Below are 26,550 nucleotides of genomic sequence, written 5' to 3'. Positions count from 1 at the left end.
ATATTCGGCCAAAAACGAAGAGTGACCGCATGATGGGCGGGGATTCTAGCATTTAGTCGAGGGATGGTGTAGGACGGAGCAGTTTTGAGCTGCAAGCTTGAGCGACAAGCCTTGTAGGCTTCAAGGAAGGGGAATGCCGGAAACCACAGGGGGAGCCGAAGCTCCCCCAGAATTAGTTGCGTGCTCTGTTTTTATTATTGATTTCGGGCTTCTTGTTTTTGTTGAGTGCCCGCGCCACGAGGTCTTCCCTGCGTGGCACTCCCATTCGGGAGTCAAGAGCAAACGGATTGCTTTGGTCGCTGTGTTGCAGTGATCAACCGATCCAACCAGTTCAGGCACCTGTCTTGAGACAGTTTTATTGTTCTCGGCCTGGTCGTGGGGCAAGCCCCAAATACAACGCCTCTCCAAAAGAATCAGTTAGCTGCGCCTCTCGCCGTCTTGTTTTTATTGTGCGTGAGTCGATTCGTCTTATTTTTATTGTCGTTTACATGGCTTGTTATTGTTCTTGTACCAAAGCTATAGCAGGGTGCGTGCCAACTTTTGCGAGCCCCAGTAAAACCGGGGGGGTTATGATTTTCCGTTGTTGCCGGGGCGAAAAAAAGCCGGGGTTTCGTTACCGTAAACCCCGGCTTCTGTTACGTGAAAAAAGCTGAGGTAACAGTTTTTTCACATTCCCTGTGGGAGCGAGCTTGCTCGCGATGGGGGATCAGCTTGCCTATGGCGCGACTGACACACCGCTATCGCGAGCAAGCTCGCTCCCACACAGTCAGCTTTCGCTGGCGACCCCGGTCTTGCGGCGAGGGATACCCAAGCGCTGCCGGCGTTCCCACAGGCATTTGCGACTAACCCCCAGCTTGCGTGCCAGTTCGGTCTCAGTCATGTGGTCCTGGTGTTCGAGGACGAAATGCTGGAAGTAATCTTCCAGGGACAAGTCTTCGGTCGGTTCGTGACTGGAGTTGTTGGCCCCTCCCTGTTGGGGGGCCAGGCCGATGAACTCTTCATCGTCCAGGTCACTCAGCTCGATGTCGATGCCCAGCAGGTCCGCCGAGATTTCCGGGCTCTCGCACAGGATCACTGCACGCTCTACCGCGTTTTCCAGCTCTCGAACGTTACCCGGCCAGGCGTAGTGACGAATGGCCTGTTCAGCGTCCGGGGCGAACTTGAGATCGGTGCGGTTGACCCGTGCGCTCTGGCGGGCAAGGAACGCATTGGCGATTTCGTTGACGTCGGCGCCACGCTCGCGCAGGGCCGGCAACTTGAGGGCGATGACGTGCAAGCGGTAATACAGGTCCTCACGGAACTGGCCGATTTTCGCCAGGCTCTTGAGGTCACGGTGAGTAGCGGCGATCAGGCGCACATCGACTTTCTGCGACTGCACCGACCCGACCCGCCGGATCTCGCCTTCCTGAAGCACCCGCAGCAAACGTGCCTGGGCTTCAAGGGGCAGCTCACCGATTTCATCGAGGAACAGCGTCCCGCCGTCCGCGGCCTCCACCAGCCCGGCGCGCCCGGCGCTGGCGCCGGTGAACGCGCCTTTTTCATGGCCGAAGAGTTCGGACTCGATCAGGCTTTCCGGAATCGCCGCACAGTTCACCGAAATCATCGGGGCCTTGGCCCGTCGGGACAGGTTGTGCAGCGCCCGGGCGACCAACTCCTTGCCGGTGCCGGATTCGCCCTGGACCAGGACATTGGAGTCGGTGGGCGCCACTTTGCGGATCTTGCTGTACAAGTCCTGCATGGGCGGGCAAGAGCCGATGATGCCGATTTCGCCGTTATGGTTGCCGGCGCCGACTTTGGCCGAGGCTGCCGTCTTGCTCGCGGGTTCCGGCGTATTGTTGGTCGCCGTTTGTCGGTCGCGCAGGATGCGGGCCACGGCCTGGAGCATCTCGTCGTGGTCAAACGGCTTGGCGATGTAGTCCACCGCGCCCATTTTCATGGAGTCCACCGCCGAGCGCAGGCTGGCATAACTGGTCATGATCAGCACCGGCGTGCCCTGGCCGAGCTTGATCAGCTCGGTGCCGGGGGCGCCTGGCAAGCGCAGGTCGCTGACGATCAGGTCAAACGTTGGAATGCTGAAACGTTCTTGTGCTTCCTGCACTGAACCGGCTTCGCTGACCTGGTACTGATTGCGTTCCAGCAGGCGGCGCAAGGCGGAGCGGATAATTGTTTCGTCTTCGACGATCAAAATGTGCGGCATTGATTCGATTCTCTCGACGGTCTCAGTTCACAGCGGACGTCGCTTCGACATGACGCGGCAAGGTCACCCGTATACGGGTGCCGCGTTGGCTTTGTACATCGGCCGGGCTGTCGATGGTGATTTGTCCATAATGCTCTTCAACGATGGAATAGACCAGTGCAAGGCCCAGACCGGTGCCTTCGCCCGGGTCCTTGGTGGTGAAGAAAGGTTCGAACAATCGGTCCATGATGTTCTGTGGAATACCGCTGCCTTCGTCTTCGACGATCAGGTCGATCGTGTGTTCGCTGGCTTCGCTCTTGACCCGCACCGCACTGCCCGCAGGTGAGGCGTCGCGGGCGTTGGACAACAGGTTGATCAGTACCTGGGCGAGCCGCTGAGGATCGCCGTCGACCCAATGGTCCGGGTCACACAGGTTGAAGAATTGCACCTCGAAATTGCGCCGGTTAAGGGCCAGCAGACCAATGGCGTCCTGGGCCACTTCGGCCAGACAGACGGGCTCATCGTTGTGCTGGTGGCCGCCGGCATGGGCGAAGCTCATCAGCGACTGGACGATGCGCGACACCCGCTTGGTCTGTTCGAGGATCTGGCCGCTGATTTCCGTCAGCTCGCCATCGTCCTCGCGCTCTTCGCGCAGGTTTTGCGCCAGGCAGGCGATGCCGGTGATCGGGTTGCCGATTTCGTGGGCCACCCCGGCGGCCAGCCGGCCAATGCTTGCCAAGCGTTCGGAGTGAACCAGTTTGTCTTCGAGCATCTGAGTGTCGGTGAGGTCTTCCACCAGCAGTACCAGGCCGCTGTTACCCGGCGCCAGTGGCTCGTCGATCGCCGCTTTGTGCAGGTTCAACCAGCGAGTCTGGCCATCGAGGGCCAGGTGCTGCTTGTGCAAATGCTCATCCGGCAGGTCGATGAAGCCTTGCAGCAGGCCTTTCCACGGCTCACTCAGGGTGCTCAGGCGCGAACCGACCACGCGCTGGGCGGCGATTCCGGTCAGTTCTTCCATCGCCTTGTTCCACATCAGAATTTCCTGGTCCTTGGCCAGGGAGCACACGCCCATCGGCAGCTCCTGCAAGGTCTGGCGGTGGTAGCGGCGCAAGGCGTCGAGTTCAGCGGCAAGGCCGGTGAGGCGCGAGTGGTAGTCCTCCAGGCGGCTCTCGATGAAGTGGATGTCCTCCGTCACATAGTTCTCGCCGCCGGCCTTGTAGGGCAGGAACGTCTCGACCATGTCCTGGGCCACGCTGGGGCCCATCAGGCCGGACAGGTTGGCTTCGATCCGGTCCCGCAGGCGACGCAAGGCGTATGGACGGCGTTCATCGAAGGGCAGGTAGAGGTCGCGCAGGGCCTGTTCGACTTCCTTTTGCGCAGCCTTGGCACCCAGGGGCTTGGCCAGTTGCGTGGCGAACTCCTGGGGCGAGGCGGCGTGCAGCTCTCGCCGCTGGGGGCGGCGAACATTGTCCACCGCGCAGGCTTCGGCGGCGCTGGCCTCTTCGCTGCTGGCGTTGGTGAACAGCGAAATCAGGGTGAACATCAGCACGTTCGCCGCCAGCGAGGCGATGGCCGCCATGTGCCAACTGGTGTCGTCGAGCACGTAGATCATGTTCAGCAGTGGAATATAGAACCCTTGCATGTTGCCCAGCAGTGGCAACAGCATGGCGACCAGCCACACCAGGATCCCCGCCAGCAGACCGGCGATAAAGCCACGGCGGTTGGCAGTTGGCCAATACAGCACCGACAGTACGCCGGGCAGGAACTGCAAGGTGGCGACGAACGCGACAATGCCGAGGTTGGCCAGGTCCTGTCCGTCTCCCAGCATCAGGTAAAAGCCGTAGCCGGCCATGATGATGGCGACGATGAGTGCGCGGCGGGTCCATTTCAGCCAGCGGTAGATATTGCCCTCGGCCGGCGGCTGGTAGAGCGGTAGCACCAGATGGTTGAGGGCCATGCCCGACAGCGCCAGCGTGGTGACGATGATCAGGCCGCTGGCCGCCGACAGGCCACCGATGTAGGCCAGCAACGCCAGGGCCTTGCTGTTGGCGGCGATGCCGATGCCGAGGGTGAAATACTCAGGGTTGGTACTGGCGCCCAGCTTCAGTCCGGCCCACAGGATCAGCGGCACCGCCAGGCTCATCAGCAGCAGGAACAGCGGCAGGCCCCAGCTCGCGCTCACCAGCGAGCGCGGGTTGAGGTTTTCGGTAAAGGTCATGTGGTACATGTGCGGCATGACGATCGCTGACGCGAAGAACACCAGCAACAGCGTGCGCCACGGGCCTTCCTGCAGAGGTGTGTGCAGGGCGGCGAGGGCGGTCTGGTTCTGCAGCAGCCAGAGCTCCAGTTGTTGCGGGCCATCGAAGACGCCGTACAGGGCATAGAGGCCGACGCCGCCGATGGCGATCAGTTTGATCACCGATTCGAAGGCGATGGCGAACACCAGGCCTTCGTGTTTCTCCCGGGTGGCGATGTGGCGAGAACCGAAGAAAATCGTGAAGAGGATGATCAGGGCGCAAAAACTCAGGGCGACCCGGTGTTGCACCGGTTCGCGGGTGAGGATGCTGATGGAGTCAGCCACCGCCTGGATCTGCAGGGCCAGCAAAGGCAGTACGCCCACCAGCATGAAAATCGTGGTCAGCGCGCCGGCCCAGGTGCTGCGAAAGCGAAAGGCGAACAGGTCGGCCAGGGATGATAGCTGGTAGGTGCGGGTGATTTTCAGGATCGGGTAGAGCAACACGGGCGCCAGCAGGAATGCCCCCGATACACCGAGGTAACTGGACAGAAAACCGTAGCCGTACTGATAGGCCAGCCCGACCGTGCCATAGAACGCCCATGCGCTGGCGTAGACGCCCAGCGATAGGGTATAGGTCAGCGGGTGACGGATGATCGCCCGGGGGATCATGCCCCGTTCGCTGATCCAGGCTACGCCGAACAGCACTGCCAGGTAGGCGGCGCTGATCAGGATCATCTGGGTCAGGCTAAAGCTCATCGGCATCTTTTTGGCTCTGCAGGATGAAGGTCACGACAATCAGGATCAGCCACAGCAGATAGGGCCGATACCAGGCACCCGTGGCGTCGATCCACCAATCCATGATGGCCGGGGAGAACAGATAAATCCCCACTACCAGGAGCAGGACCAAGCGATAGATGTACATCCCGGCCTCTCTTTTTTAAGCGCGTGCCCGAAAACGTGCGGCGATGGTAACGGATGAGCGCCAGGCTGCAAGCGTCGTCAATGTATTTGCGCCTCTGGCAGGGTCAGTGTGCGCGGGATCTTCCCCGCATCCCAGTGGCGGATGCCCCAGTCCAGCACTTCCCTGGGATTGCCGCCGACCCGTTCGCCGTCCGGTAGCTGGCCCAGCGCGCGCAATGCCCGTAACAGCAACGGCGTGGCCTGGTCGGCCGTCAGTGGGGGCGAACGGTAGGACTTTCCGAGCTTGTGCCCATCCGGTTGGGTGATCAGTGGCACATGCAGGTAGCGCGGTTGTGACAGCCCGAGCAGCTCTTGCAGATAGAGCTGGCGCGGTGTGGAGTCCAGCAGGTCGGCCCCGCGCACGATATCGGTGACCCCTTGCCAGGCATCGTCCAGCACTACGGCCAGTTGATAGGCGTAGAGCCCGTCGCGACGACGGATCACAAAGTCGCCGACCTCGCGGCCCAGGTGTTGGCGATACTCACCTTGTACCCGGTCGATGAAGTGATATTCCAGCTCGGGGACGCGCAAACGGATGGCCGCGTCCTGGGCGTCGTGCCCGGCGTTGCGGCACAGTCCCGGATAGATGCCCTGATAAGGCTCCAATTGTTTGCGCGAGCAGGTGCAGGCATAGGCCAGGCCTTGGCTGAGCAGGCGGTTGATGACCTGATCGTAGGCCTCATGACGCTCACTCTGGCGGACCATCTGACCGTCCCACTCAAACCCGTAGCTTTGCAATGCCTGCAAAATGGCCGCTTGGGCGCCAGGCTCTTCCCGTGGCGGGTCGAGGTCCTCCATGCGCAACAACCAGCGCCCGCCCACGGCCCGGGCATCCAGGTAGGACGCCAGCGCGGCGACCAGCGAGCCGAAGTGCAGATGGCCGCTGGGCGTGGGGGCGAAGCGACCGATGTAGGGGGAGGTGGGAGTCATGGGGCGTATGTTACTGAGTCCAGCCGGGCAGAAACACACATCTCGCGATCACGATATCTCCTGTGGGAGCGGGCTTGCTCGCGAAAGCGGTGTGTCCGTTGAAGTATAGGTTGAATGATTCATCGCCTTCGCGAGCAAGCCCGCTCCCACAAAGTCGCCAGGCTTGGAGAACGTTTCAGAAACAAAAACGGAGCGTGTGAACGCTCCGTTTTTGTTACAGCCCAGACAATTACTTGCCGACCTGTTTTTCCTTGATTTCCGCCAGGGTCTTGCAGTCGACACACATGTCGGCGGTCGGACGTGCTTCCAGTCGCTTGACGCCGATCTCGACGCCGCAGGACTCGCACCAACCGTATTCTTCATCTTCGATCAGTTGCAACGTCTTGTCGATTTTCTTGATGAGCTTGCGCTCACGGTCGCGGGCGCGCAGTTCGAGGCTGAATTCTTCTTCCTGACTGGCACGGTCGGCCGGGTCGGGGAAGTTCGCCGCGTCGTCTTTCATGTGATCCACGGTGCGGTCGACTTCCTGCATCAAGTCCTGTTTCCACTTGTTCAGGATCTTGGTGAAGTGCGCGCGCATGGGGGCGCCCATGTATTCTTCGCCGGCTTGCGGGACATATGGCTCAAACCCGCTGAGCGACTGATTTTGATTCTGCTTTGCTTGGGTGGGCATGAATGGACCGCCTCTACTCTTGTAATCCACTACGCAGGATTGCTCCATCACCGACACCTGCCGGCCCTGCGGCTGCAAGCGGGCGAACTTACCAGATCAAATCGGGCCGCGCTACTCCCGGTTGTCGAGCCTGCGGCGGCCGGGGCTTGCGGAGCGTGGTTGGGTTCGGTCTGGTTGGGCAGCAAACCCGCTCAATGCTTGATTCTAGTCAAGCCTGGGCCAATTGCCGGAGTCATTTCCTGCAATCCGACGGCTCAGACCTCTTTGGGTTCGCGCTCGTTCCCGCAGTTGTTTCTGACTTGGACAGAGAGTTGGGTAGAATCGGTTCTTTTCCCGTTGAAGGAAGGCTAATGGCTCAGCCCTACAGTGCGCGTAGCCGCGCCATCGAACCTTTCCATGTGATGGCGCTGCTGGCCCGCGCCAATGAATTGCAGGCCGCCGGGCACGATGTCATCCACCTGGAGATCGGCGAGCCGGATTTCACCACGGCGGAGCCGATCATCCAGGCTGGCCAGGCCGCACTGGCGGCGGGAAAGACCCGTTACACGGCGGCGCGTGGCATTCCCGAATTGCGCGAAGCCATCGCCGGTTTCTATGGGCAGCGTTACGGTGTGGACATAGACCCGCGGCGTATTCTGGTCACGCCGGGCGGATCCGGCGCGTTGCTGCTGGCCAGCGCTTTGCTGGTGGACCCGGGCAAGCACTGGCTGCTGGCTGACCCCGGTTACCCCTGCAACCGCCACTTCCTGCGGCTGGTGGAAGGCGCGGCTCAATTGGTGCCGGTCGGCCCGGACGTCCGCTACCAACTGACCCCGGACCTGGTGAACCGCCACTGGGACCACAACAGTGTGGGCGCGTTGGTCGCCTCGCCGGCCAACCCCACCGGGACGATTCTCAGTCGGGACGAACTGGCCGGGCTGTCCAAGGCAATCAAGAGCCACAACGGTCACTTGGTGGTGGATGAGATCTATCACGGCCTGACTTACGGCACTGATGCTGCGAGCGTGCTGGAAGTCGACGACGAGGCTTTTGTTCTGAATAGTTTTTCCAAGTATTTCGGCATGACCGGCTGGCGGCTGGGTTGGCTGGTGGCGCCTTCGGCGGCCGTGGGTGAGCTGGAAAAGCTGGCGCAGAACCTCTACATCAGTGCGCCGAGCATGGCCCAGTACGCGGCGTTGGCCTGTTTCGAACCGGCGACGATCGAAATATTCGAGCAACGCCGGGCCGAGTTCGCGCTGCGTCGCGACTTTCTGCTACCAGCCTTGCGTGAATTGGGTTTCGGCATTGCGGTGGAGCCAGAGGGCGCGTTTTACCTGTATGCCGACATTCGTGCATTCGGCGGCGACGCTTTTGCGTTCTGCCAGCACTTTCTGGAAACCGAACACGTGGCGTTCACGCCGGGGCTGGATTTCGGTCGTCACCAGGCTGGGCACCATGTGCGTTTCGCCTACACCCAGAGCCTGCCGCGGCTCCAGGAAGCGGTGGAGCGAATTGAGCGCGGACTGCGGAGCTGGCAAGGCTGATGCGTTTTTCACCTGCATTGGAAGAAGGCCGGTTGATTCGACGTTATAAGCGTTTTCTTGCCGATATCGAGACCGTTCATGGCGAACTGCTGACTATTCACTGTCCCAACACCGGCTCGATGCTCAACTGCATGGCCGAAGGCGCGCGAGTCTGGTTCAGTCGTTCCAGCGACCCCAAGCGCAAATTGCCCGGTACCTGGGAAATCGGCGAAACCCCTCAGGGGCGGCTGGCCTGCATCAATACCGCGCGAGCCAATCCGTTAATCGAGGAGGCCCTGCGTGCCGGGGTCATCAGCGAACTGAACGGTTTCACCGGGCTCAAGCGTGAAGTGGCTTACGGTCAGGAAAACAGCCGTATCGATTTTCGACTGGACTATGACGAAGGCTCTGCCTGGGTCGAAGTGAAAAGTGTCACGTTGGGGTTTAATGGCAACCGCGTGGCGGCGTTTCCCGATGCGGTGACCCTGCGAGGAGCCAGGCACCTGCGCGAACTCGCTCACTTGGCCCGGGACGGCGTGCGGGCGGTGCAGTTGTATTGTGTCAACCTGAGCGGAATCGACGCGGTGCGCCCGGCACAGGAAATCGACCCGGTGTACGCGGCGGCGTTGCGCGACGCTGTGGCTGCGGGTGTGGAAGTGCTGGCCTACGGGGTCACGTTGACGCCCGAGCAGATGTGGGTGGACCGCCGGTTACCGGTGTTGCTCGAACCGCTCCAGCTCGACCCAGATCCCTTGCTTGTCTTCCCGGCTGTCTAGCGCGGCCAGAAACTGCCCGGCGCAGGGGCCGGCGACGCATTCACCGCTTTCAATCAGAAACAGTGCGCCATGGGTGGCGCACTGGATCAGGCTGGCGCTGGGGTCGAGAAACTCGTCGGGTCGCCATTCCAGCGGCACGCCGCGGTGCGGGCAGCGGTTGAGATAGACATAAACCTGACCTGCGCGACGCACGGCCAGCAGCTTGCGCCCATCGATGTCGAAACCGCGACTGCCGCTGTCGGGCAATTCGGCACCAGTACAAAGAAACTTCATGTGCGTCTCTATGGTTGAGTGATCGAGTTTATGTGGGACCGAGCCTGCTCGCGATAGCAATCGATCAGTTAGCCGCAATGTGGTCGACACACCGCTATCGCGAGCAGGCTCGCTCCCACAGAGGTCACACCAAAAGGTTCATGCTTGACGGCTAAATGAAAACAATTATCAAATGGCGCCTCCTTCGCAGGGCTGAGGATACTTGGCCAGGCGGGTCCATGCTCGACCCTGTGGAAAACTTTTGAGGAAGCTGCCTGATGCGCCTGAATATCCGCGTTGTTGCGCTCTGTGTTGCGCTGCTGACTAACCAAGGGGCCACAGCGGCCGATTTGCCACAACGCTGGGTCAGTGCCGGCGGCGCACTGTCGGAATGGGTCAGTGCCTTGGGCGGAGAGTCGAAACTGGTGGGCGTGGACACCACCAGCCAGCATCCCGAAGCCTTGCGGGATTTGCCCAGCATCGGTTATCAGCGACAGCTGTCGGCCGAGGGGGTACTGAGCCTGCGTCCACAGATCCTCGTGGGCACCGAAGAAATGGGGCCGCCACCGGTACTGGCGCAGGTCCGCAGCGCCGGGGTACAGGTTGAACTGTTTTCGGCGACGCCGGACCTGCCGACCCTCCAGGGCAATCTGCGACACCTGGGGCAACTGCTGGGTGCCGAGGACCAAGCCGCGCAGTTGTTCGATCGTTATCAACAGCAGATCAGTCAGCAAAAAGCTCGGGTGAGCCAACTCCAGCTCAAACAAAAGGCCCCCGGCGTGTTGCTGTTGGTCGGGAGCGCCGGCGGCAAGCCGATGGTCGCTGGCCTGGGCACCTCCGCCGATTGGCTGGTGCAGCAGGCCGGTGGTCACAACCTGGCGACACATAAAGGTTACAAGTCATTTTCAGTGGAGACTCTGGCCAGCCTGAACCCCGAAGTTCTGGTGTTCGCCGATCGCGCGTTAAGTGGCGAGGAAGCACGTGCGGCGTTGTTCCGGGAAAACCCGATTCTCTCCTCCACTCGGGCCGCCAAGACCGGGCGCGTTATCGAGCTTGACCCGACACTGCTGGTCGGCGGGCTGGGCCCGCGGTTGCCGCAAAGCCTGGTGAAGCTGACCGCCGGTTTTTACCCGACCGAGCCGGCCAAGGCACCATGACCCCGTTGGTCAAGCCGCGCACGTTGTTCATGGGCCTGGGCCTGTTGTGCCTGCTGGCGATCTGGCTGTCCCTGGCCCTGGGGCCGGTGAGTTTGCCGCTGTTCGATACCTTGCGCGCCGCGTTGCGCCTGATGGGGTTGCCAGTGGCCGCCGAGGGGCTGGAGCAGGCCGAGCTGATCCTCGGTCAGATCCGTCTGCCGCGTACGCTGCTGGGGTTGGCGGTGGGTGGGGTTTTGGCGTTATCCGGGGTGGCGATGCAGGGGCTGTTCCGCAACCCGTTGGCCGACCCGGGACTGGTGGGGGTGTCCAGCGGTGCGGCGCTGGGCGCAGCGTTCGCCATTGTTGGTGGCTCGGCGCTGGGTGGCTTGCCCGAAGCGTTCGGCCCCTATGTGTTGTCGTTCTGTGCATTCCTCGGCGGGCTTGGGGTCACGGCATTGGTTTATCGCCTCGGCCGGCGCAACGGCCAGACCCATGTCGCGACCATGCTCCTGGCCGGTATCGCCCTGACCGCGCTGTCCGGTTCGGCGGTGGGCCTGTTCACTTATCTGGCGGACGACGCGACGCTGCGTACCTTGACGTTCTGGAACCTGGGGAGCCTGAATGGCGCCAGTTATGCGCGGTTGTGGCCGCTGTTGCTGGTCAGCGTTGGCGTAGCACTCTGGCTGCCTCGGCGGGCCCGGGCGCTCAATGCTCTGTTGTTGGGAGAGTCCGAAGCTGCCCATTTGGGCGTTGATGTCGAAGGACTCAAGCGTGAATTGGTGTTTTGCACGGCCCTGGGGGTTGGTGCGGCAGTGGCAGCGGCGGGCATGATCGGGTTTGTCGGGCTGGTGGTGCCGCATCTGGTACGGTTGATGGCCGGCCCCGACCATCGCGTTCTGTTGCCGGCTTCGGTGCTGGCGGGAGCGAGCCTGCTGCTGTTCGCCGACCTGGTGGCGCGTCTGGCGCTGGCTCCGGCGGAACTGCCGATCGGCATCGTCACGGCATTCATCGGGGCGCCGTTCTTCCTCTATTTATTGCTGCGAGGGCGCGCCTGATGTTACGAGCGCAGAACCTGCACATTCAGCGTGGTCGCAAGACCGTGTTGGCGGATGTCAATCTTGAGCTCCACCCCGGCCAGGTGTTGGGGGTCCTCGGGCCCAACGGTGCGGGTAAAAGTACATTGCTGGCGGGGCTTTGCGGTCAGTTGCGTCCTGCGCAGGGACAGGTCTGGCTCGATGATCGGCCATTGTCCCACTGGGACGGCGCCGAGCGTGCCCGTCGCCTGGCGGTGTTGCCGCAGTCATCGACCCTGGATTTTGCATTCCGCGTCGAAGAAGTGGTCGGCATGGGGCGCCTGCCGCATCGGAGTGGTCGAGTACGGGACGAGCAAATCATTGCCTTGGCATTGGAAGCCTCAGACGCGGCGCATCTGCACGGCCGCAGTTACCTGGCGCTGTCCGGGGGCGAGCGCCAGCGGGTGCACCTGGCGCGGGTGTTGGCGCAGTTGTGGCCAGGGGAAGCGGGGCAAACCCTGTTGCTGGACGAGCCGACTTCGATGCTCGATCCACTGCATCAGCACACCATTCTGCAAGCGGTGCGTGAGTTTGCCGATCACGGCGCTGCCGTGTTGGTGATCCTGCATGACCTGAACCTGGCGGCGCGTTATTGTGATCGCCTGATGTTGCTCGCCTCCGGCCGGCCGGTAGCCCTGGACACGCCGCAGCAAGTACTGCGCCCGGAACCCCTCAAAGCGGTGTTTGGCCTGGAAGTGCTGGTGCAACCCCATCCGGAGCGCGGGCATCCACTGATCATCGCCCGCTGAGGGCCGCCTGAGGACGTGAACGTGCGCCTGATCCTGATGCTGGCATTGAGTGTGCTGACGGCCTGTCAGAGCGTCACGCCACCCCCGGTCGATGGGCAGATCCTTGATTTGCACACTGGCCGGGCCGTCACGCCTCAAGCACTGGTCGGGCGCCTGGCACGGGCACCTCGAGTGGTGGTAGGCGAACAACATGACAATCGCGATCACCACGTGCTGCAGCTATGGCTGCTTCAGGCACTGGCCGCGCAACGGGCCCAAGGCAGCCTTCTGCTGGAAATGCTGACGCCCCTCCAGCAGCCTCGGGTTGACGCGGTCCGCCAGTTACCTGCCTTGCCCGCTGATCTGCCCGCAGCCCTGGATTGGTCGCCGGGATGGGACTGGAGCCTGTATGGTCCTGTCGTGGAGTTCGCCCTGACGCAACGTTCTCCGTTGTTGGCCGCCAATCTGGACGCCGCCGAGATCCAGCGCGTCTACCGGCAAGCGCCGCACTTGCGAGGCGCCCGTGCGAATGCGGCCGGTGTGAAGGATCAGTTGCTGGAGCAGATCCGCCAATCCCATTGTGGCCTGCTGCCCGAATCACAGATGCCGGCGATGCTGGCCGTTCAGCAGCAACGTGACCGACGCATGGCCGAACGCCTGCTGGATGCGCCATCACCTGCAGTGTTGTTCGCCGGTGCCTGGCATGGCCGAAAGGACGTCGGGGTGCCGCTGCATGTGCTGGATTTGGGGGCCCGTGAGGCGCCGACCGTCCTGTTGCTGGCCGAGGAGGGCAGCGAGGTTTCATCGGCCATGGCGGATTACGTGTGGTACACCAAGGCTACGCCGCCGCAGGATTACTGCGCGCAGATGCGTGAACACAAGCGAGCCCCGTAGGCGCTGGCGAAGCCTGCGATCTTTTGATCTTTCGCTTGAGAGTCAGGTGTCTGGGAAAGATCGCAGCCTCGTGGCGCTCGCCAGCGCCTATAGGGGCGATGTGGAGAAAGGTGCATTCTTTCAGGCAAAAAAAGACCCGGCAAAAAGCCGGGTCAAATAACCGTGATTAGCCTGATGAGGAGATATCTGAGAGTCCGAACCAAGGGCTTTTCAAATATCGACCAGTCTCGCGACCGGATGTGGTAATCATAGCGATTCTCATTACCATGTCAAACATTGTTTTAGCATTCGATGAAATAACCTTCCGCCTGAGAGGGGACGGCAGCAAGTCACGCGAAACTGTCAGGCTTTGTGGCGCGTCGAAACGGCGTCCAACTGCTTGTTCAAAGCTTCTTTGCGTTCGGCGGGGATGTCATTCCAATGCACATCCATCAGCGCGCCTTCGATGGCATAGAGCAATACCTTTGAAGCCCGGAACCCGCGGGTGCGCACTGCCCGATAGGCATCTACCGCTCCGAGGCGGCGCAAATCCGAGGCGCTGTGGATGCCCACGGCGTGCAGCCACTGGGCTGACGTCTTGCCCAGGTTTTTCAGGTGTTGCAGCTCATCATTCATCGAGCCTCCTTGCGACGGCCGATTGGTGCAGTGGGCAAGCTTCTCAGCAGTGTAGCGGTCAGTAGGAAAAACGTGATTCTTTGGTGGGATTTGAAGCAAAAGCTTCTAATGCATTACGCACGATAGGGTGGGGAGGCGCGGCAGGATGCGTCGTCCAGCGCAGGCAGGGGCGCTGGAGATCAATGGGGTCTACGGTACATTTGGCCCGATTCAGCGGGTGCGGTAGCGCAGCCGGGTGCCGAAGTTCATCGACATCAGAATCTCGTCGGCAGACAGCTCCGCGGGGAAATAGGCGCCCGATATCTGCGCATGGGCCAGGCTGGCACCTTCCAGGGACGACTTGCGAAAATCGATACCGCGCAAATCCGCGGAGCGAAAGTAAGCGTCAGTGAAATCAACGTCGTCGGCATTGAGCTCTCGCAGGTCCAGGCCACGAAAGTCGCCGCCACGCATATCAACGGGGCCTTGAGGCCGTTCGTTGTTGAAGCCGGCAATGTCGTCTTCACGCAGCAAAGCATACAGCGGGGTACTGAGAAGCTTGGGTTGGCTCATTTCATATCACCTGTTGGTTTTATGACGCCAGTATACTGCCACTATTTGGCGACCGTGAAGGCTGGGAGGACTCCACGGCCGAAATAGTTTCTTACAAGCCTGGCAAGCGTTGGCGAATCTGCGCGACCACGATGTCCAGCGTGCCGCTTTCATTGGTTTGGACCCGCTTGCTGCACAAAATTTCCGCCGGGGTGAGTGCTTCACGGCTGGCCTGTTGTGCCGCGATGACGGCCAGGTTTGCGTCGGATGGATCTGTTTGATCGGCCTGACGTTGCGCAAGCCTGCTTTCGAGAACCGCTTGTGGCGCATTGCAGTCGAGGATCAGGAACGGAGCGCCCGTGGCTTCGGCAACTTTCGCCGCCGCATCGCGTTGATCGTGTTTGAGGTAAGTGGCGTCGATCACTGCCGGGAACCCAGCATGCAGGATGACACCGGCGATTTCATGCAAACGGGCATAAGTGGCATCGCTGGCGCCGCTGCTATAGATGCCGGCTTGTGGGTCGTTGGGCACTTGTTGCTCACCAAACAGACGCTTGCGCTCAACGTCCGAGCGCAGGCGAATGGCTCCCAAGGCTTCCACCAGACGCATCGCGACATGGCTTTTGCCAACCGCCGAAACGCCGTGGGTGATGGCCAGAAAACGCGATGGAATGGTGCTGTAGCTTTCGGCCAGGTTCGCGTAGTTGCGGTATTGGCGCAGGGTGGTGGCGCGCTGCACGGGGGCGGCTTCGGCCGGCATGCTGAACAGCGCGACCTTGGCCCGGACCAGGGCGCGGTAGGCTTTGTAGAAGTTCAGCAGTTCCAGGCCCCGATAGTCGCCGGTCAGTTCCAGGTATTGACTGACGAAACGTCGCGCCAGTGACTTGAGACCCCGGTCTTCCAGGTCCATGGCCAGGAAAGCAGTGTCGGCATAGACATCGGTGAAACGGAACGGCTCGTTGAACTCGATGCAGTCGAAAATCACGACCTTGCCATCGATCACCGTGGCGTTGCCCAGGTGGATGTCACCGTGGCATTCGCGGATGAAACCTTCGGTTTTGCGTTGAGCGAGCAGCGGTTTGAGGCGTTCGAAGCTGCTTTCGGCCCAGGCTTGCAGGGCTTCGAGTTGCAACAGGTCAGCCTTGTCGCTGAGGAACGGACGAATCTGTTCGAAGTTCTGCCGCACCGGCGCCATGACGCTGTCGGGGGTACCGGCTGCGTTTTCGGCAGGCACTGTAGGCGTGGAGAGATGGAAACGGGCGATCTGCGCAGCCATTTCGTCGACGTGCGCCGTGGTCAGTTCACCATTGGCCTGTAGTGTGCTGAGCAGTTGGCTCTGGGGAAACTGACGCATCTTCAGGGCATATTCGATGGCCGGGCCTTCACCACCCAGTTGTGGCGCTTCTGGGGTGCCGGTAATGGGCATGACTTCCAGATACAGATCCTGGGTCAGGCGCTGGTTCAAGCGCAGTTCTTCCCCGCAGAAATGCTTGCGTGCCTCGAGGCTGGTGAAATCGAGGAAGCCGAAATTGACCGGTTTTTTGAATTTGTAAGCATACGGCCCCGTGAGCACTACCCAGGAAATGTGGGTCTCGATGACCTGGAACCCTTCGACGGGATGCGGATAGAGGGCCGGGTTTTGCAGGGCGGCGATCAGGGACTGGCTCACGGGCGATCCTTCAGAGACTGGGAAAATTCAAGGCGGTCATTATGGCGGCAAGCCGCGTTAACGCAAACAGAAGGGCCCGTTGTGTGGTCATGTTGAACCGCGGCAAAGTGCGTATAATCCGCCGCCATGACTCGTACCCGATCCCCCCGTACCCCCAAGAAACCACCTGCCAGTCGCCTGCGGCCCTGGCTGGGCTGGGCCCTTAAACTCAGCCTGGTGGGCCTCGTCGTGCTCGCCGGCTTTGCGGTCTATCTCGATGCCGTGGTCCAGGAGAAGTTCTCCGGCAAGCGCTGGACCATCCCGGCCAAGGTCTACGCCAGGCCCCTGGAGCTGTTCGTCGGACAAAAGCTGAGTCGGGACGATTTTCTGACCGAACTCGATGCCCTGGGCTATCGCCGTGAAAGCGTGGCCAATGGCCCGGGCGCTGCGTCCGTCAATGGCAATACTGTTGACCTCAATACCCGCGGTTTCCAGTTTTATGAAGGCATGGAGCAGGCGCAGGCGGTGCGAGTGCGGTTCTCCGGCGACTACGTCGCGGCGTTGACCGGTGCCAACAATGCGAAGCTGTCGGTGGTGCGCCTTGAGCCACTGCTGATCGGTGGCCTGTACCCCAAGAACCTTGAAGACCGGATCCTGATCAAGATCGATCAGGTGCCGCCGTTCCTGCTCGATACGCTGATCGCCGTCGAGGATCGCGACTTCTATCATCACTTCGGTGTATCGCCCAAGTCGATTGCTCGGGCCATCTGGGTGAACGCGTCCTCGGGCCATATGCGTCAGGGCGGCAGCACCCTGACCCAACAGTTGGTCAAGAACTTTTACCTGACCAACGAGCGCAGCCTGAGTCGCAAACTCACGGAAGCCATGATGGCGCTGTTGCTGGAGCTGCATTACGACAAGCGGGAGATTCTCGAGGCGTATCTCAACGAAGTCTTCGTCGGCCAGGACGGCCAGCGAGCGGTTCACGGTTTCGGCCTGGCCAGCCAGTTCTTCTTCAGCCAGCCGCTGTCCGAGCTCAAGCTGCATCAGGTGGCGTTGCTGGTGGGTATGGTCAAGGGCCCATCGTCCTATAACCCGCGGCGTAATCCGGAGCGCGCCCTCGAGCGGCGCAATCTGGTACTCGACTTGCTGCAACAGCAAGGCGTGGCGACGGCCGAGCAAGTCGAAGCCGCGAAGAAGATGCCCTTGGGCGTGACCAAGCGCGGCAGTCTGGCAGACAGCTCGTTTCCTGGTTTCATGGACCTGGTCAAGCGTCAACTGCGTGAGGACTACCGTGACGAAGACTTGACCGAAGAAGGCCTGCGGATCTTTACCAGCTTCGACCCGATCCTGCAGATGAAAGCCCAGGCGTCGGTCAATGACACCTTCAAGCGACTGGCCGGACGCAAGGGCTCTGATGAAGTTGAAGCCGCGATGGTGGTGACCAACCCGGAAACCGGGGAAGTCCAGGCCATGATCGGCAGTCGGCAAGCCAATTATGCCGGGTTCAACCGGGCGCTGGATGCGGTCCGCCCGATCGGTTCCCTGATCAAGCCGGCGGTCTACCTCACCGCCCTGGAAAAGCCGAGCCAGTACACCCTGACCAGTTGGCTGTCCGACGAGGCGTTCTCGGTCAAGGGCGCAGACGGCCAGGTGTGGAAGCCGCAGAATTATGATCGCCGGTCCCACGGTACGGTGTTCCTGTACCAGGGGCTTGCGCATTCCTACAACCTGTCGACGGCTCGCCTCGGGCTTGAAATCGGCGTGCCGAACGTCCTCAAGACCCTGGCCCGCCTGGGTGTCAGTCGCGAGTTTCCGGCTTTCCCTTCGATGCTGCTGGGGGCCGGTGGCCTCACTCCGATTGAAGTGGCAGCCATGTATCAGACGCTGGCCAACGGCGGTTTCAATACGCCGATGCGCGGCATTCGCAGCGTGCTCACCGCTGACGGCGAGCCGCTCAAGCGCTATCCGTTCCAGATCCAGCAGCGTTTTGATCCGGCGTCCATTTATCTGATCCAGAGCGCCATGCAACGGGTCATGCGTGAAGGCACTGGCAGTTCGGTTTATAACGTATTGCCACGCAACCTGACCCTGGCGGGCAAGACCGGTACCAGCAACGACTCGCGCGACAGCTGGTTTGCCGGTTTCAGCCAGGACCTGCTGGCAGTGGTCTGGCTCGGCCGTGACGACAACGGCAAGACCCCGTTCACCGGTGCCACCGGTGCATTGCAGGTCTGGACCAGTTTCATGCGCAAGGCCGATCCGTTGCCGCTGGACATGCCGCAACCAGACAATATCGTTCAGGCCTGGGTGGATTCGCGCACCGGCCAAGGCTCCGACGCCAGTTGCCCGGGCGCGGTGCAGATGCCGTATATTCGCGGCAGCGAACCACCACCTGGTGCAGCCTGTGGCATTCCAAACCCCGCCGAATCGGTCATGGATTGGGTCAAGGACTGGATGAATTAAGCAAAGAGGGTTTCAAGTGAACAAGTGGTTGATTCCAGCGGTTACGGCCGTGGCATTGCTCAGCGGTTGCTCTACCGTACAACGCGGGTCGATTCCGGTTGTCGATTCCGGCACTGCCGTTTCCAATAGCGAGCGGGTCTCGGCCAATGGCGGCTTCCGTCAAACGACGGTGCAGCGGCCGGTGCAGGGACAGGTCCAGGCGATTCCCCAGGGCGATACCGGTGTCGTCGTGATGGTGCCCGGGGGCGCCACGACGTCGGCACCGATCAGCAGCACACCGATCACGCCGGGGCCGATCACGCCAGGACCTATCGATACCTCGCCGATCGACCAGGGCAGCTACAGCATGCCTTCAGCGCCGAGCAGCGTTCCATCGCCCAGCTCGGGAGGTCTGTCCGCTGATGAGCAATTGGACGGTCCGGTACTGGCACTGCTGACTACCGCTCAACAGCAACAGGCCGGTGGTGATCTCAATGGTGCGTCCTCCAGCCTGGAGCGAGCCCAGCGTGTTGCACCGCGTGAACCCCAGGTTCTCTATCGCCTGGCCCAGGTGCGCATGGCCCAGGGCGATGCGCCGCAAGCCGAGCAACTGGCCCGTCGTGGCCTGACATTCGCCAACGGTCGTCCGGCGCTTCAGGCCAGCCTGTGGGAATTGATCGCTCAGGCCCGTGAGAAACAAGGCGACTCCGCCGGCGCGGCATTGGCCCGTCAGAAGGCCAAGGTTTCGCTCTGATGGATACGCGTTTTCCCAAGATCGCCGATCAGTTGCTGCTGATTGAGCGGGAGTTGCGGGTCCAGGGCTGGTGGAGCAGCGTTTCGCCGTCGGCCGAGGCATTGGCCAGTGTCGAGCCGTTCGCGGTCGACACGCTGGACTTCGAGCAATGGCTGCAATGGATTTTCCTGCCACGCATGAAAGCCATCCTGGAAAATGACCTGCCGCTGCCCAACGCCTCGGGCATCCTGGCGATGGCTGAAATGGTCTATGCCCAGCGGCCGGGGCAAGGCATTGAGTTGCAGCGCCTGTTGGCGCAGTTCGACCAATTGATCAGCGACGTTAACTGACTGCCAGTTATTGGCAGTGCTCCTCGATCTGCTTGCGGGTTTCGTCGATGCGCTGGCGCCGCTCCTCTTCTGTGAGGCGGCGCATTTCCCCCTCCACGTCCTCGCGTACCCTCGGGTTGTTCTGCAATTGCGCCAGATTGGTCCGAGTCTGTTCGCAGAAGGCCTTGAGCTGGGCTTGCTGCTCGGCAATCTGCTGCTTGACCTGTTGGTCAATCGCCTTCTGGTCGCCAATCACCCCGGCAGGCGGAGGGGCTGCTGGCTTGGTGGCGGAAGGGGAGGGCTTGATCACGGTCGTGGCCTGCCCCCCTGGCGGCGGCTGCGAGCCAAAGTGGGTAACCCCTTGGTCGTCCACCCATTTATAGACCTGACCGGCCATGCACATCGGGCTCAGGCCAACCAGCAGGCTGGCCGTCAAGAAGAACATTCGCATGCTGTTTCCTTGTCATGGGTTGCGCAATTGAAGCTAACACAGTTGCTGTTTAAGGGTTTTTTCTTGCGTTCTCATGCGCTTACTTCGAATAAAGCACATTGACGGCTTGACTTGCAGAGGGCGAAACAGAAGAATCCAAAGTCCGCTGTAGAGGGACTGCCAGAAGCAGGCCCACTCGGCAGATCATGAGGCGCACATCCGCGCCGACCTGTTACACCCGCAACGCGTTACCTCGCGCTGGGTGGGAAAGGCCCGCAACACTTGGGACGATCCCAATACTTGCTCAGTCAGTGCTGACGTAGTCGGCGACCACCGTCGCTCATGCTCTGCCGAGAAGTAAACCTATTAAGACCCGTCCCTTTGTGTGGGCCGGTATTCTGGCGTTTTAGAGGTGAACAACGTGGAGCTTTTATCTGGCGGTGAGATGCTCGTCCGCTTTTTGCGTGACGAAGGCGTCAAATATATCTACGGGTACCCCGGTGGTGCTCTTCTTCATGTCTATGATGCCCTGTTCAAAGAACCGGAAGTGACCCACATCCTGGTTCGTCATGAGCAAGCGGCGACCCATATGGCTGACGGTTATGCCCGTGCCACCGGTAAAGCCGGCGTGGTCCTGGTGACGTCCGGCCCTGGCGCCACGAACGCCATCACCGGTATCGCCACGGCGTATATGGACTCCATCCCGATGGTGATCATCTCCGGTCAGGTGCCCAGCACCATGGTCGGCACCGACGCGTTCCAGGAAACCGACATGATCGGTATTTCCCGGCCGATCGTGAAGCACAGCTTCATGATCAAGCACGCTTCGGAGATCCCGGAGGTCATGAAGAAGGCTTTCTACCTGGCTGAATCCGGTCGTCCGGGCCCGGTTGTGGTCGATGTCCCGAAAGACATGACCAACCCGGCCGAGAAGTTCGAATACATTTTCCCCAAGAAAGCCAAGCTGCGCTCCTACAGCCCGGCTGTGCGCGGTCACTCCGGGCAAATCCGCAAGGCAGCCGAAATGCTGCTGGCGGCCAAGCGTCCGGTGCTGTACTCAGGTGGTGGCGTTATCCTCGGTGGTGGCTCCGCGCCGCTGACCGAATTGGCGAAACTGCTCAACCTGCCGGTCACCAATACGCTGATGGGGTTGGGCGCCTACCCGGGCACTGATCGTCAGTTCATCGGCATGCTCGGCATGCACGGCAGCTACACCGCCAACCTGGCGATGCACCATGCCGATGTGATTCTGGCGGTCGGCGCGCGTTTCGACGACCGTGTCATCAACGGCCCGGCGAAATTCTGCCCGAATGCCAAGATCATCCATATCGACATCGACCCGGCGTCCATCTCCAAGACCATCAAGGCAGACGTGCCGATTGTCGGACCTGTGGAGAGCGTGCTGAGCGAAATGGTCGCCATCCTCAAGGAAATCGGCGAGGCTCCGAACAAGGAGTCCGTGGCTAGCTGGTGGAAGCAGGTCGATGAATGGCGCGGTGATCGTGGCCTGTTCCCTTACGACAAGGGCGACGGCAGCGTGATCAAGCCGCAGACCGTGATCGAAACCCTGTGCGAAGTGACCAAGGGCGATGCCTTTGTGACCTCCGACGTGGGCCAGCACCAGATGTTCGCCGCGCAGTACTACAAGTTCAACAAGCCCAACCGCTGGATCAACTCCGGTGGCCTGGGCACCATGGGCTTCGGTTTCCCGGCGGCCATGGGTGTCAAGTTGAGTTTTCCGGATAGCGACGTCGCCTGTGTCACGGGCGAGGGCAGTATCCAGATGAACATCCAGGAGCTGTCGACCTGCCTGCAGTACGGTCTGCCGGTGAAAATCGTCAACCTGAACAACGGCGTACTGGGCATGGTTCGCCAGTGGCAGGACATGAGCTACGGCAGTCGTCACTCGCACTCCTACATGGAGTCGCTGCCGGACTTCGTCAAGCTGGTCGAAGCCTACGGTCACGTGGGTATCCGCATCACCGATCTGAAGGACTTGAAGTCCGGGCTCGAAGAAGCGTTCGCCATGAAAGATCGCCTGGTGTTCCTCGATATCAAGGTCGATACCAGCGAGCACGTCTACCCGATGCAGATCAAAGACGGCTCCATGCGCGATATGTGGCTGAGCAAGACGGAGCGTACCTAATCATGCGACATATTATTTCCCTGCTTCTGGAAAACGAACCGGGTGCTCTGTCTCGCGTAGTGGGCCTGTTTTCGCAGCGCAACTACAACATCGAAAGCCTGACCGTGGCGCCAACCGAAGACCCGACCCTGTCGCGTCTGACGCTGACCACGGTGGGACACGATGAGATCATCGAGCAGATCACCAAGAACCTGAACAAGCTGATCGAGGTGGTCAAGCTGGTGGACCTGTCGGAAAGCGCTCACATCGAGCGCGAGCTGATGCTGGTCAAGGTCAAGGCCACCGGTGCCCAGCGCGCCGAGATCAAACGCACTACCGATATTTATCGTGGGCAGATCGTCGATGTCAGCGCCAGCGTCTATACCGTTCAGTTGACCGGTACCAGCGACAAGCTCGACAGCTTCATTCAATCGATCGGCACTGCCTCGATTCTGGAAACCGTACGCAGTGGTGTCACCGGGATTGCCCGTGGCGACAAAGTACTGAGCATCTAAACCAAATTAGCGAATGGCCTGAATGGCCGGATATAGGGGTATTTCATGAAAGTTTTCTACGATAAAGACTGCGACCTGTCGATCATCCAGGGCAAGAAAGTCGCCATCATCGGTTACGGTTCCCAGGGCCACGCTCAAGCGTGCAACCTGAAAGACTCCGGCGTTGACGTTACTGTTGGCCTGCGTAAAGGTTCGGCGACTGTTGCCAAAGCCGAAGCTCACGGCCTGAAAGTGACCGACGTTGCTTCCGCTGTTGCGGCTGCCGACCTGGTCATGATCCTGACCCCGGACGAGTTCCAGTCTTCGCTGTACAAGAATGAAATCGAACCGAACATCAAGAAAGGCGCCACCCTGGCCTTCTCCCACGGTTTCGCGATTCACTACAACCAGGTGGTGCCACGCGCCGACCTCGACGTGATCATGATCGCGCCGAAGGCCCCGGGCCACACCGTTCGTTCCGAATTCGTGAAGGGCGGTGGTATCCCTGACCTGATCGCGATCTACCAGGACGCTTCCGGCAACGCCAAGAACGTCGCTCTGTCCTACGCTGCCGGTGTTGGCGGCGGGCGTACCGGCATCATCGAAACCACCTTCAAGGACGAAACCGAAACCGACCTGTTCGGCGAACAAGCCGTTCTGTGCGGTGGTACCGTCGAGCTGGTCAAGGCCGGTTTCGAGACCCTGGTTGAAGCGGGCTACGCGCCGGAAATGGCCTACTTCGAATGCCTGCACGAACTGAAGCTGATCGTTGACCTCATGTACGAAGGCGGTATCGCCAACATGAACTACTCGATCTCCAACAACGCTGAATACGGCGAGTACGTGACCGGTCCGGAAGTGATCAACGCCGAGTCCCGCCAGGCCATGCGTAACGCCCTGAAACGTATTCAGGACGGCGAATACGCCAAGATGTTCATCAGCGAAGGCGCTACCGGCTATCCTTCGATGACCGCCAAGCGTCGCAACAACGCCGCCCACGGTATCGAAATCATTGGCGAGCAACTGCGCTCGATGATGCCGTGGATCGGAGCCAACAAGATCGTCGACAAAGCCAAGAACTAAGTCGCGAGCTTGATCGGAAAACGCGGCCCTGGCCGCGTTTTTTCGTTTGGACGGTGGCTTCTGGTATAAAGCTGCATCGTTTGCGGCCGAACCCTCGTCCCAGACACCTGTCGAATTTTTCACACCGTTGCAAGGTACTGTCCATGAGCGAACGCCCCGACGAGCCAAACCAGGCTCCTGACGCCGAAAGCCTGCTGCCCATCGACGAGCACGTCGAAGAAGGACATGACGCTGAGGGCCGTAAGGTCCGGCACCGTGGCATCTATCTGCTGCCGAACCTGTTCACCACCGCGAACCTGTTCGCCGGTTTCTATTCCATCATCAGCTCCATGAGCGCCCAGGCGGCCTTGAGCGCCGGCGATAGTGTCGGGGCGAGTCGTTACTTTGCCTTCGCAGCCATTGCGATCTTTGTTGCCATGGTGCTCGACGGCCTGGATGGGCGCGTGGCCCGCATGACCAACACCCAGAGCGCCTTCGGCGCCGAATACGATTCGCTGTCGGACATGGTCGCTTTCGGCGTGGCGCCGGCTCTGCTGGCGTTCGGTTGGGCGTTGGGGGACATGGGCAAGGTCGGCTGGATGGTCGCCTTCATCTATGTTGCCGGTGCTGCATTGCGTCTGGCGCGTTTCAACACCCAGGTCGGTACGGCCGACAAGCGCTACTTCATCGGCCTGGCGAGTCCTGCCGCGGCGGGTGTCGTAGCCGGTGTTGTCTGGGCTTTCAGCGACTACGGTATCCAGGGATCGAAGATGTCGTTCCTGGTGGCGCTGTTGGTCGCGGCGGCCGGTATGCTGATGGTCAGCAACATCAAGTACAACAGCTTCAAGGAGCTGGATCTCAAGGGGCGGGTGCCGTTCGTTGCGATTCTGGCGGTGGTGCTGGTGTTCGCGGTGGTCTTCAGTGATCCGCCGCGCATCTTGTTGCTGGTGTTCCTCGCCTATGCCGCTTCCGGTCCGGTCCAATACCTGTTGCGCCTGCGTCGACACAAAAAAGCCGAGTGATGTAATTTCCCTCATACTCCGCAGTCTATTGGTGCATCTGCCCTCCAATGCTGCGGAGTTGTCATGCTGATCAAGATCCCCAAGTCGTCCGACTGCCTTGAGTCGGACGTCACGCCAGAATCCCTCTATCTATCCCGTCGCCAAATGGTGGGCGCAGCTGTGGCTGGCCTTGCCGTCAGCGGCCTTCCGCGTTGGGCCAGTGCTGCCGATGTTGCGCGTTATGCGGATGTCGAGCCCGGCAAGGCGCCGTCCTGGTTTGCCGAGAAGCTGCCGTCCACCCAGTGGGGCGCGGTTACGGTCAAGGATGAGTCCATCACACCTTTTAAAGACGCCACCCATTACAACAATTTCTATGAGTTCGGAACCGGCAAAGGGGACCCGGCGGCCAATGCCGGATCCTTGAAAACCGAGCCCTGGAGCGTGGTGATCGACGGGGAAGTGGGCAAGCCGGGGCGCTATGCTTTGGAAGACTTCATGAAACCATATCAGTTGGAGGAGCGAATCTATCGCCTGCGGTGCGTGGAGGCTTGGTCCATGGTTATTCCGTGGATCGGCTTTCCCATTTCCGCATTGCTCAAGCAGGTCGAGCCGACCTCCAAGGCCAAGTACATTCGTTTCGAAACCCTGCAGGATCCCAAGACCATGCCTGGGCAACGCTCGGGGTTTGCTTTGATTGACTGGCCCTATGTTGAAGGCTTGCGACTGGATGAGGCGATGAACCCGCTGGCAATCATGGCGGTTGGGATGTATGGGCGAGAGTTGCCGAACCAGAACGGCGCACCGTTGCGCTTGGTAGTGCCGTGGAAGTACGGTTTCAAAAGTGTGAAATCCATTGTGCGCATCAGTCTGGTCAGCGAGCAGCCCAAGACGACCTGGCAGAGCATTGCGTCCGACGAGTACGGCTTTTACGCCAACGTCAATCCGACGGTCGATCACCCGCGTTGGACCCAGGCACGGGAGCGCCGTCTGCCGAGCGGGCTGTTCAGTCCTAACGTGCGCGATACGTTGATGTTCAACGGCTATCAGGATGAAGTCGCTTCTTTATATGCAGGGATGGACTTGAGGAAGGACTATTGATGCGCTTTCCAGTCTGGCGAATCGGCGTCTTTGTTACTGCGGCGGTTTGGCCGTTGCTCTGGCTCTACGAAGCGTTGATGAATAAGTTGGGGCCTGACCCGGGCAAGGTGCTGGTGGATCGGCTCGGGTTGGGCACGCTTATTTTGTTGTTGATCACCTTGAGCATGACGCCGTTGCAGAAACTCACGGGATGGGCAGGGTGGATCGCGGTCAGGCGTCAGCTGGGATTGTGGTGTTTTGCTTACGTGGTATTGCATCTGAGTGGGTATACGGCGTTCATCCTGGGGTTCGATTGGTCGCAACTGGGCGTCGAACTGAGCAAACGACCTTATATTATCGTTGGGGCGCTTGGGTTTCTGGGGCTCTTGGCGCTGGCGATTACTTCCAATCGCTACAGTCAGCGGCGACTGGGCACGCGCTGGAAAAAACTGCATCGTTTGGTTTATCCAATCTTGGGCCTTGGATTGCTGCATATGTTGTGGATTGTGCGGGCGGATCTTAAGGAGTGGTCGATTTATGCTTCTATAGGGGCCGTGTTGCTGATGTTGAGAGTTCCGCCGGTTATGCGTCGGATTCCGCGCCTAATGGGGCGCAAGGCACCTTCTGCAACAAAAGCGTAATTAACGCTTGACGGCAAATTCTGGACGTCTATAATTCGCCCCACTTCCGGCGCAGTCGAAACGGAAAACTCCTTGAGTTTCAA

The 26,550-nt window shown here is 60.6% G+C and carries 25 protein-coding genes; 15 read left to right on the top strand and 10 right to left on the bottom strand.

Going from position 1 to position 26,550, the window contains the following annotated elements; all coding sequences use genetic code 11:
- Positions 1 to 766 precede the first annotated feature (766 nt).
- From AAIS01_RS24190 to dksA, 5 genes are all read right to left on the bottom strand, one after another.
- Positions 767 to 2,197: a sigma-54-dependent transcriptional regulator gene (locus tag AAIS01_RS24190; protein ID WP_343471031.1), complete on the bottom strand. Its 1,431-nt coding sequence runs from the start codon at positions 2,195 to 2,197 to the stop codon at positions 767 to 769.
- 22 nt (positions 2,198 to 2,219) lie between these two features.
- The gene (locus AAIS01_RS24185; protein ID WP_160893587.1) at positions 2,220 to 5,174 is read right to left on the bottom strand and encodes a sensor histidine kinase; all 2,955 of its coding nucleotides are present in this window, start codon (positions 5,172 to 5,174) and stop codon (positions 2,220 to 2,222) included.
- Positions 5,158 to 5,334: a hypothetical protein gene (locus tag AAIS01_RS24180; protein ID WP_003176118.1), complete on the bottom strand. Its 177-nt coding sequence runs from the start codon at positions 5,332 to 5,334 to the stop codon at positions 5,158 to 5,160. Before AAIS01_RS24180 ends, AAIS01_RS24185 begins: the two co-directional genes overlap by 17 nt.
- Positions 5,335 to 5,411: 77 nt before the next feature.
- Positions 5,412 to 6,302 (bottom strand): tRNA glutamyl-Q(34) synthetase GluQRS, encoded by an 891-nt coding sequence (gene gluQRS, locus AAIS01_RS24175; RefSeq protein WP_343471030.1) that lies wholly within the window; start codon positions 6,300 to 6,302, stop codon positions 5,412 to 5,414.
- A 229-nt stretch (positions 6,303 to 6,531) separates the two neighbouring features.
- Positions 6,532 to 6,975: an RNA polymerase-binding protein DksA gene (gene dksA / locus AAIS01_RS24170; RefSeq protein WP_018609331.1), complete on the bottom strand. Its 444-nt coding sequence runs from the start codon at positions 6,973 to 6,975 to the stop codon at positions 6,532 to 6,534.
- Positions 6,976 to 7,325: 350 nt separating this feature from the next.
- Between dksA and AAIS01_RS24165 the strand changes: the two genes are divergently transcribed.
- Both AAIS01_RS24165 and sfsA read left to right on the top strand, forming a co-directional pair.
- Positions 7,326 to 8,498 carry a pyridoxal phosphate-dependent aminotransferase gene (locus AAIS01_RS24165; protein WP_343471029.1) on the top strand — a complete coding sequence of 391 codons (1,173 nt, stop codon included), beginning with the start codon at positions 7,326 to 7,328 and terminating at the stop codon, positions 8,496 to 8,498.
- Positions 8,498 to 9,253: a DNA/RNA nuclease SfsA gene (gene sfsA, locus AAIS01_RS24160; protein ID WP_343471028.1), complete on the top strand. Its 756-nt coding sequence runs from the start codon at positions 8,498 to 8,500 to the stop codon at positions 9,251 to 9,253. Before AAIS01_RS24165 ends, sfsA begins: the two co-directional genes overlap by 1 nt.
- Here the strand turns inward: sfsA and AAIS01_RS24155 are convergent.
- Complete coding sequence (locus AAIS01_RS24155; protein ID WP_343471027.1) at positions 9,188 to 9,526, bottom strand: Rieske (2Fe-2S) protein; 339 nt, start codon at positions 9,524 to 9,526, stop codon at positions 9,188 to 9,190. The genes sfsA and AAIS01_RS24155 overlap by 66 nt on opposite strands.
- Positions 9,527 to 9,783: 257 nt before the next feature.
- On the opposite strand from AAIS01_RS24155, the gene AAIS01_RS24150 reads away from it, so the two are divergent.
- The 4 genes from AAIS01_RS24150 to AAIS01_RS24135 are packed head-to-tail and all read left to right on the top strand — an operon-like array spanning position 9,784 to position 13,336.
- Complete coding sequence (locus tag AAIS01_RS24150) at positions 9,784 to 10,662, top strand: heme/hemin ABC transporter substrate-binding protein (RefSeq protein WP_343471026.1); 879 nt, start codon at positions 9,784 to 9,786, stop codon at positions 10,660 to 10,662.
- Between the two features lie 50 nt (positions 10,663 to 10,712).
- The gene (locus AAIS01_RS24145; protein WP_343471071.1) at positions 10,713 to 11,696 is read left to right on the top strand and encodes a FecCD family ABC transporter permease; all 984 of its coding nucleotides are present in this window, start codon (positions 10,713 to 10,715) and stop codon (positions 11,694 to 11,696) included.
- Positions 11,696 to 12,463: a heme ABC transporter ATP-binding protein gene (locus tag AAIS01_RS24140; RefSeq protein WP_343471025.1), complete on the top strand. Its 768-nt coding sequence runs from the start codon at positions 11,696 to 11,698 to the stop codon at positions 12,461 to 12,463. Before AAIS01_RS24145 ends, AAIS01_RS24140 begins: the two co-directional genes overlap by 1 nt.
- Positions 12,464 to 12,478: 15 nt before the next feature.
- Complete coding sequence (locus AAIS01_RS24135) at positions 12,479 to 13,336, top strand: ChaN family lipoprotein (RefSeq protein ID WP_343471024.1); 858 nt, start codon at positions 12,479 to 12,481, stop codon at positions 13,334 to 13,336.
- A 342-nt stretch (positions 13,337 to 13,678) separates the two neighbouring features.
- Here the strand turns inward: AAIS01_RS24135 and AAIS01_RS24130 are convergent, their stop codons facing one another.
- From AAIS01_RS24130 to AAIS01_RS24120, 3 genes are all read right to left on the bottom strand, one after another.
- Positions 13,679 to 13,951, bottom strand: a complete 273-nt coding sequence (locus AAIS01_RS24130; RefSeq protein ID WP_047229837.1) for a TfoX/Sxy family protein — start codon at positions 13,949 to 13,951, stop codon at positions 13,679 to 13,681.
- Positions 13,952 to 14,161: 210 nt separating this feature from the next.
- Positions 14,162 to 14,503: a pentapeptide repeat-containing protein gene (locus AAIS01_RS24125; RefSeq protein WP_343471023.1), complete on the bottom strand. Its 342-nt coding sequence runs from the start codon at positions 14,501 to 14,503 to the stop codon at positions 14,162 to 14,164.
- A gap of 91 nt (positions 14,504 to 14,594) precedes the next feature.
- Positions 14,595 to 16,151, bottom strand: a complete 1,557-nt coding sequence (locus tag AAIS01_RS24120; RefSeq protein WP_343471022.1) for a bifunctional aminoglycoside phosphotransferase/ATP-binding protein — start codon at positions 16,149 to 16,151, stop codon at positions 14,595 to 14,597.
- A 126-nt stretch (positions 16,152 to 16,277) separates the two neighbouring features.
- On the opposite strand from AAIS01_RS24120, the gene mrcB reads away from it, so the two are divergent.
- From mrcB to AAIS01_RS24105, 3 genes are read left to right on the top strand one after another with little or no spacing between them, the layout of a single operon-like run.
- On the top strand, positions 16,278 to 18,596 hold the full coding sequence (gene mrcB / locus AAIS01_RS24115) for a penicillin-binding protein 1B (protein ID WP_343471021.1): 2,319 nt from the start codon (positions 16,278 to 16,280) through the stop codon (positions 18,594 to 18,596).
- Positions 18,597 to 18,612: 16 nt separating this feature from the next.
- Positions 18,613 to 19,329, top strand: a complete 717-nt coding sequence (locus tag AAIS01_RS24110; protein ID WP_343471020.1) for a tetratricopeptide repeat protein — start codon at positions 18,613 to 18,615, stop codon at positions 19,327 to 19,329.
- Positions 19,329 to 19,658 carry a YqcC family protein gene (locus tag AAIS01_RS24105; protein ID WP_092403051.1) on the top strand — a complete coding sequence of 110 codons (330 nt, stop codon included), beginning with the start codon at positions 19,329 to 19,331 and terminating at the stop codon, positions 19,656 to 19,658. The genes AAIS01_RS24110 and AAIS01_RS24105 overlap by 1 nt, the downstream gene beginning before the upstream one ends.
- 7 nt (positions 19,659 to 19,665) lie before the next feature.
- Here AAIS01_RS24105 and AAIS01_RS24100 read toward each other — a convergent pair whose 3' ends face one another.
- On the bottom strand, positions 19,666 to 20,088 hold the full coding sequence (locus tag AAIS01_RS24100) for a DUF4124 domain-containing protein (RefSeq protein ID WP_431191943.1): 423 nt from the start codon (positions 20,086 to 20,088) through the stop codon (positions 19,666 to 19,668).
- Positions 20,089 to 20,488: 400 nt separating this feature from the next.
- On the opposite strand from AAIS01_RS24100, the gene AAIS01_RS24095 reads away from it, so the two are divergent.
- The 6 genes from AAIS01_RS24095 (at position 20,489) to msrQ (ending at position 26,467) form a co-directional block, all read left to right on the top strand.
- Positions 20,489 to 22,213 carry an acetolactate synthase 3 large subunit gene (locus tag AAIS01_RS24095; protein WP_343471019.1) on the top strand — a complete coding sequence of 575 codons (1,725 nt, stop codon included), beginning with the start codon at positions 20,489 to 20,491 and terminating at the stop codon, positions 22,211 to 22,213.
- A gap of 2 nt (positions 22,214 to 22,215) precedes the next feature.
- Entirely contained in the window at positions 22,216 to 22,707 is a 492-nt protein-coding gene (gene ilvN, locus AAIS01_RS24090; protein ID WP_003205610.1) for an acetolactate synthase small subunit, read from the top strand.
- Between the two features lie 45 nt (positions 22,708 to 22,752).
- Entirely contained in the window at positions 22,753 to 23,769 is a 1,017-nt protein-coding gene (gene ilvC, locus AAIS01_RS24085; RefSeq protein WP_003228216.1) for a ketol-acid reductoisomerase, read from the top strand.
- A gap of 143 nt (positions 23,770 to 23,912) precedes the next feature.
- Positions 23,913 to 24,770: a CDP-diacylglycerol--serine O-phosphatidyltransferase gene (gene pssA / locus AAIS01_RS24080; RefSeq protein WP_214918137.1), complete on the top strand. Its 858-nt coding sequence runs from the start codon at positions 23,913 to 23,915 to the stop codon at positions 24,768 to 24,770.
- A gap of 63 nt (positions 24,771 to 24,833) precedes the next feature.
- Positions 24,834 to 25,847, top strand: a complete 1,014-nt coding sequence (gene msrP, locus AAIS01_RS24075; protein WP_343471018.1) for a protein-methionine-sulfoxide reductase catalytic subunit MsrP — start codon at positions 24,834 to 24,836, stop codon at positions 25,845 to 25,847.
- On the top strand, positions 25,847 to 26,467 hold the full coding sequence (gene msrQ, locus AAIS01_RS24070) for a protein-methionine-sulfoxide reductase heme-binding subunit MsrQ (protein ID WP_343471017.1): 621 nt from the start codon (positions 25,847 to 25,849) through the stop codon (positions 26,465 to 26,467). Before msrP ends, msrQ begins: the two co-directional genes overlap by 1 nt.
- Positions 26,468 to 26,550: the final 83 nt, after the last annotated feature.

The sequence above is a fragment of the Pseudomonas halotolerans genome (assembly GCF_039581215.1).
In the GTDB taxonomy this organism is placed as follows: Bacteria; Pseudomonadota; Gammaproteobacteria; order Pseudomonadales; family Pseudomonadaceae; genus Aquipseudomonas; species Aquipseudomonas tehranensis.
Note: the sequence above shows the minus strand (reverse complement) of the source record. Positions and strands in the feature narration are given on the sequence as shown.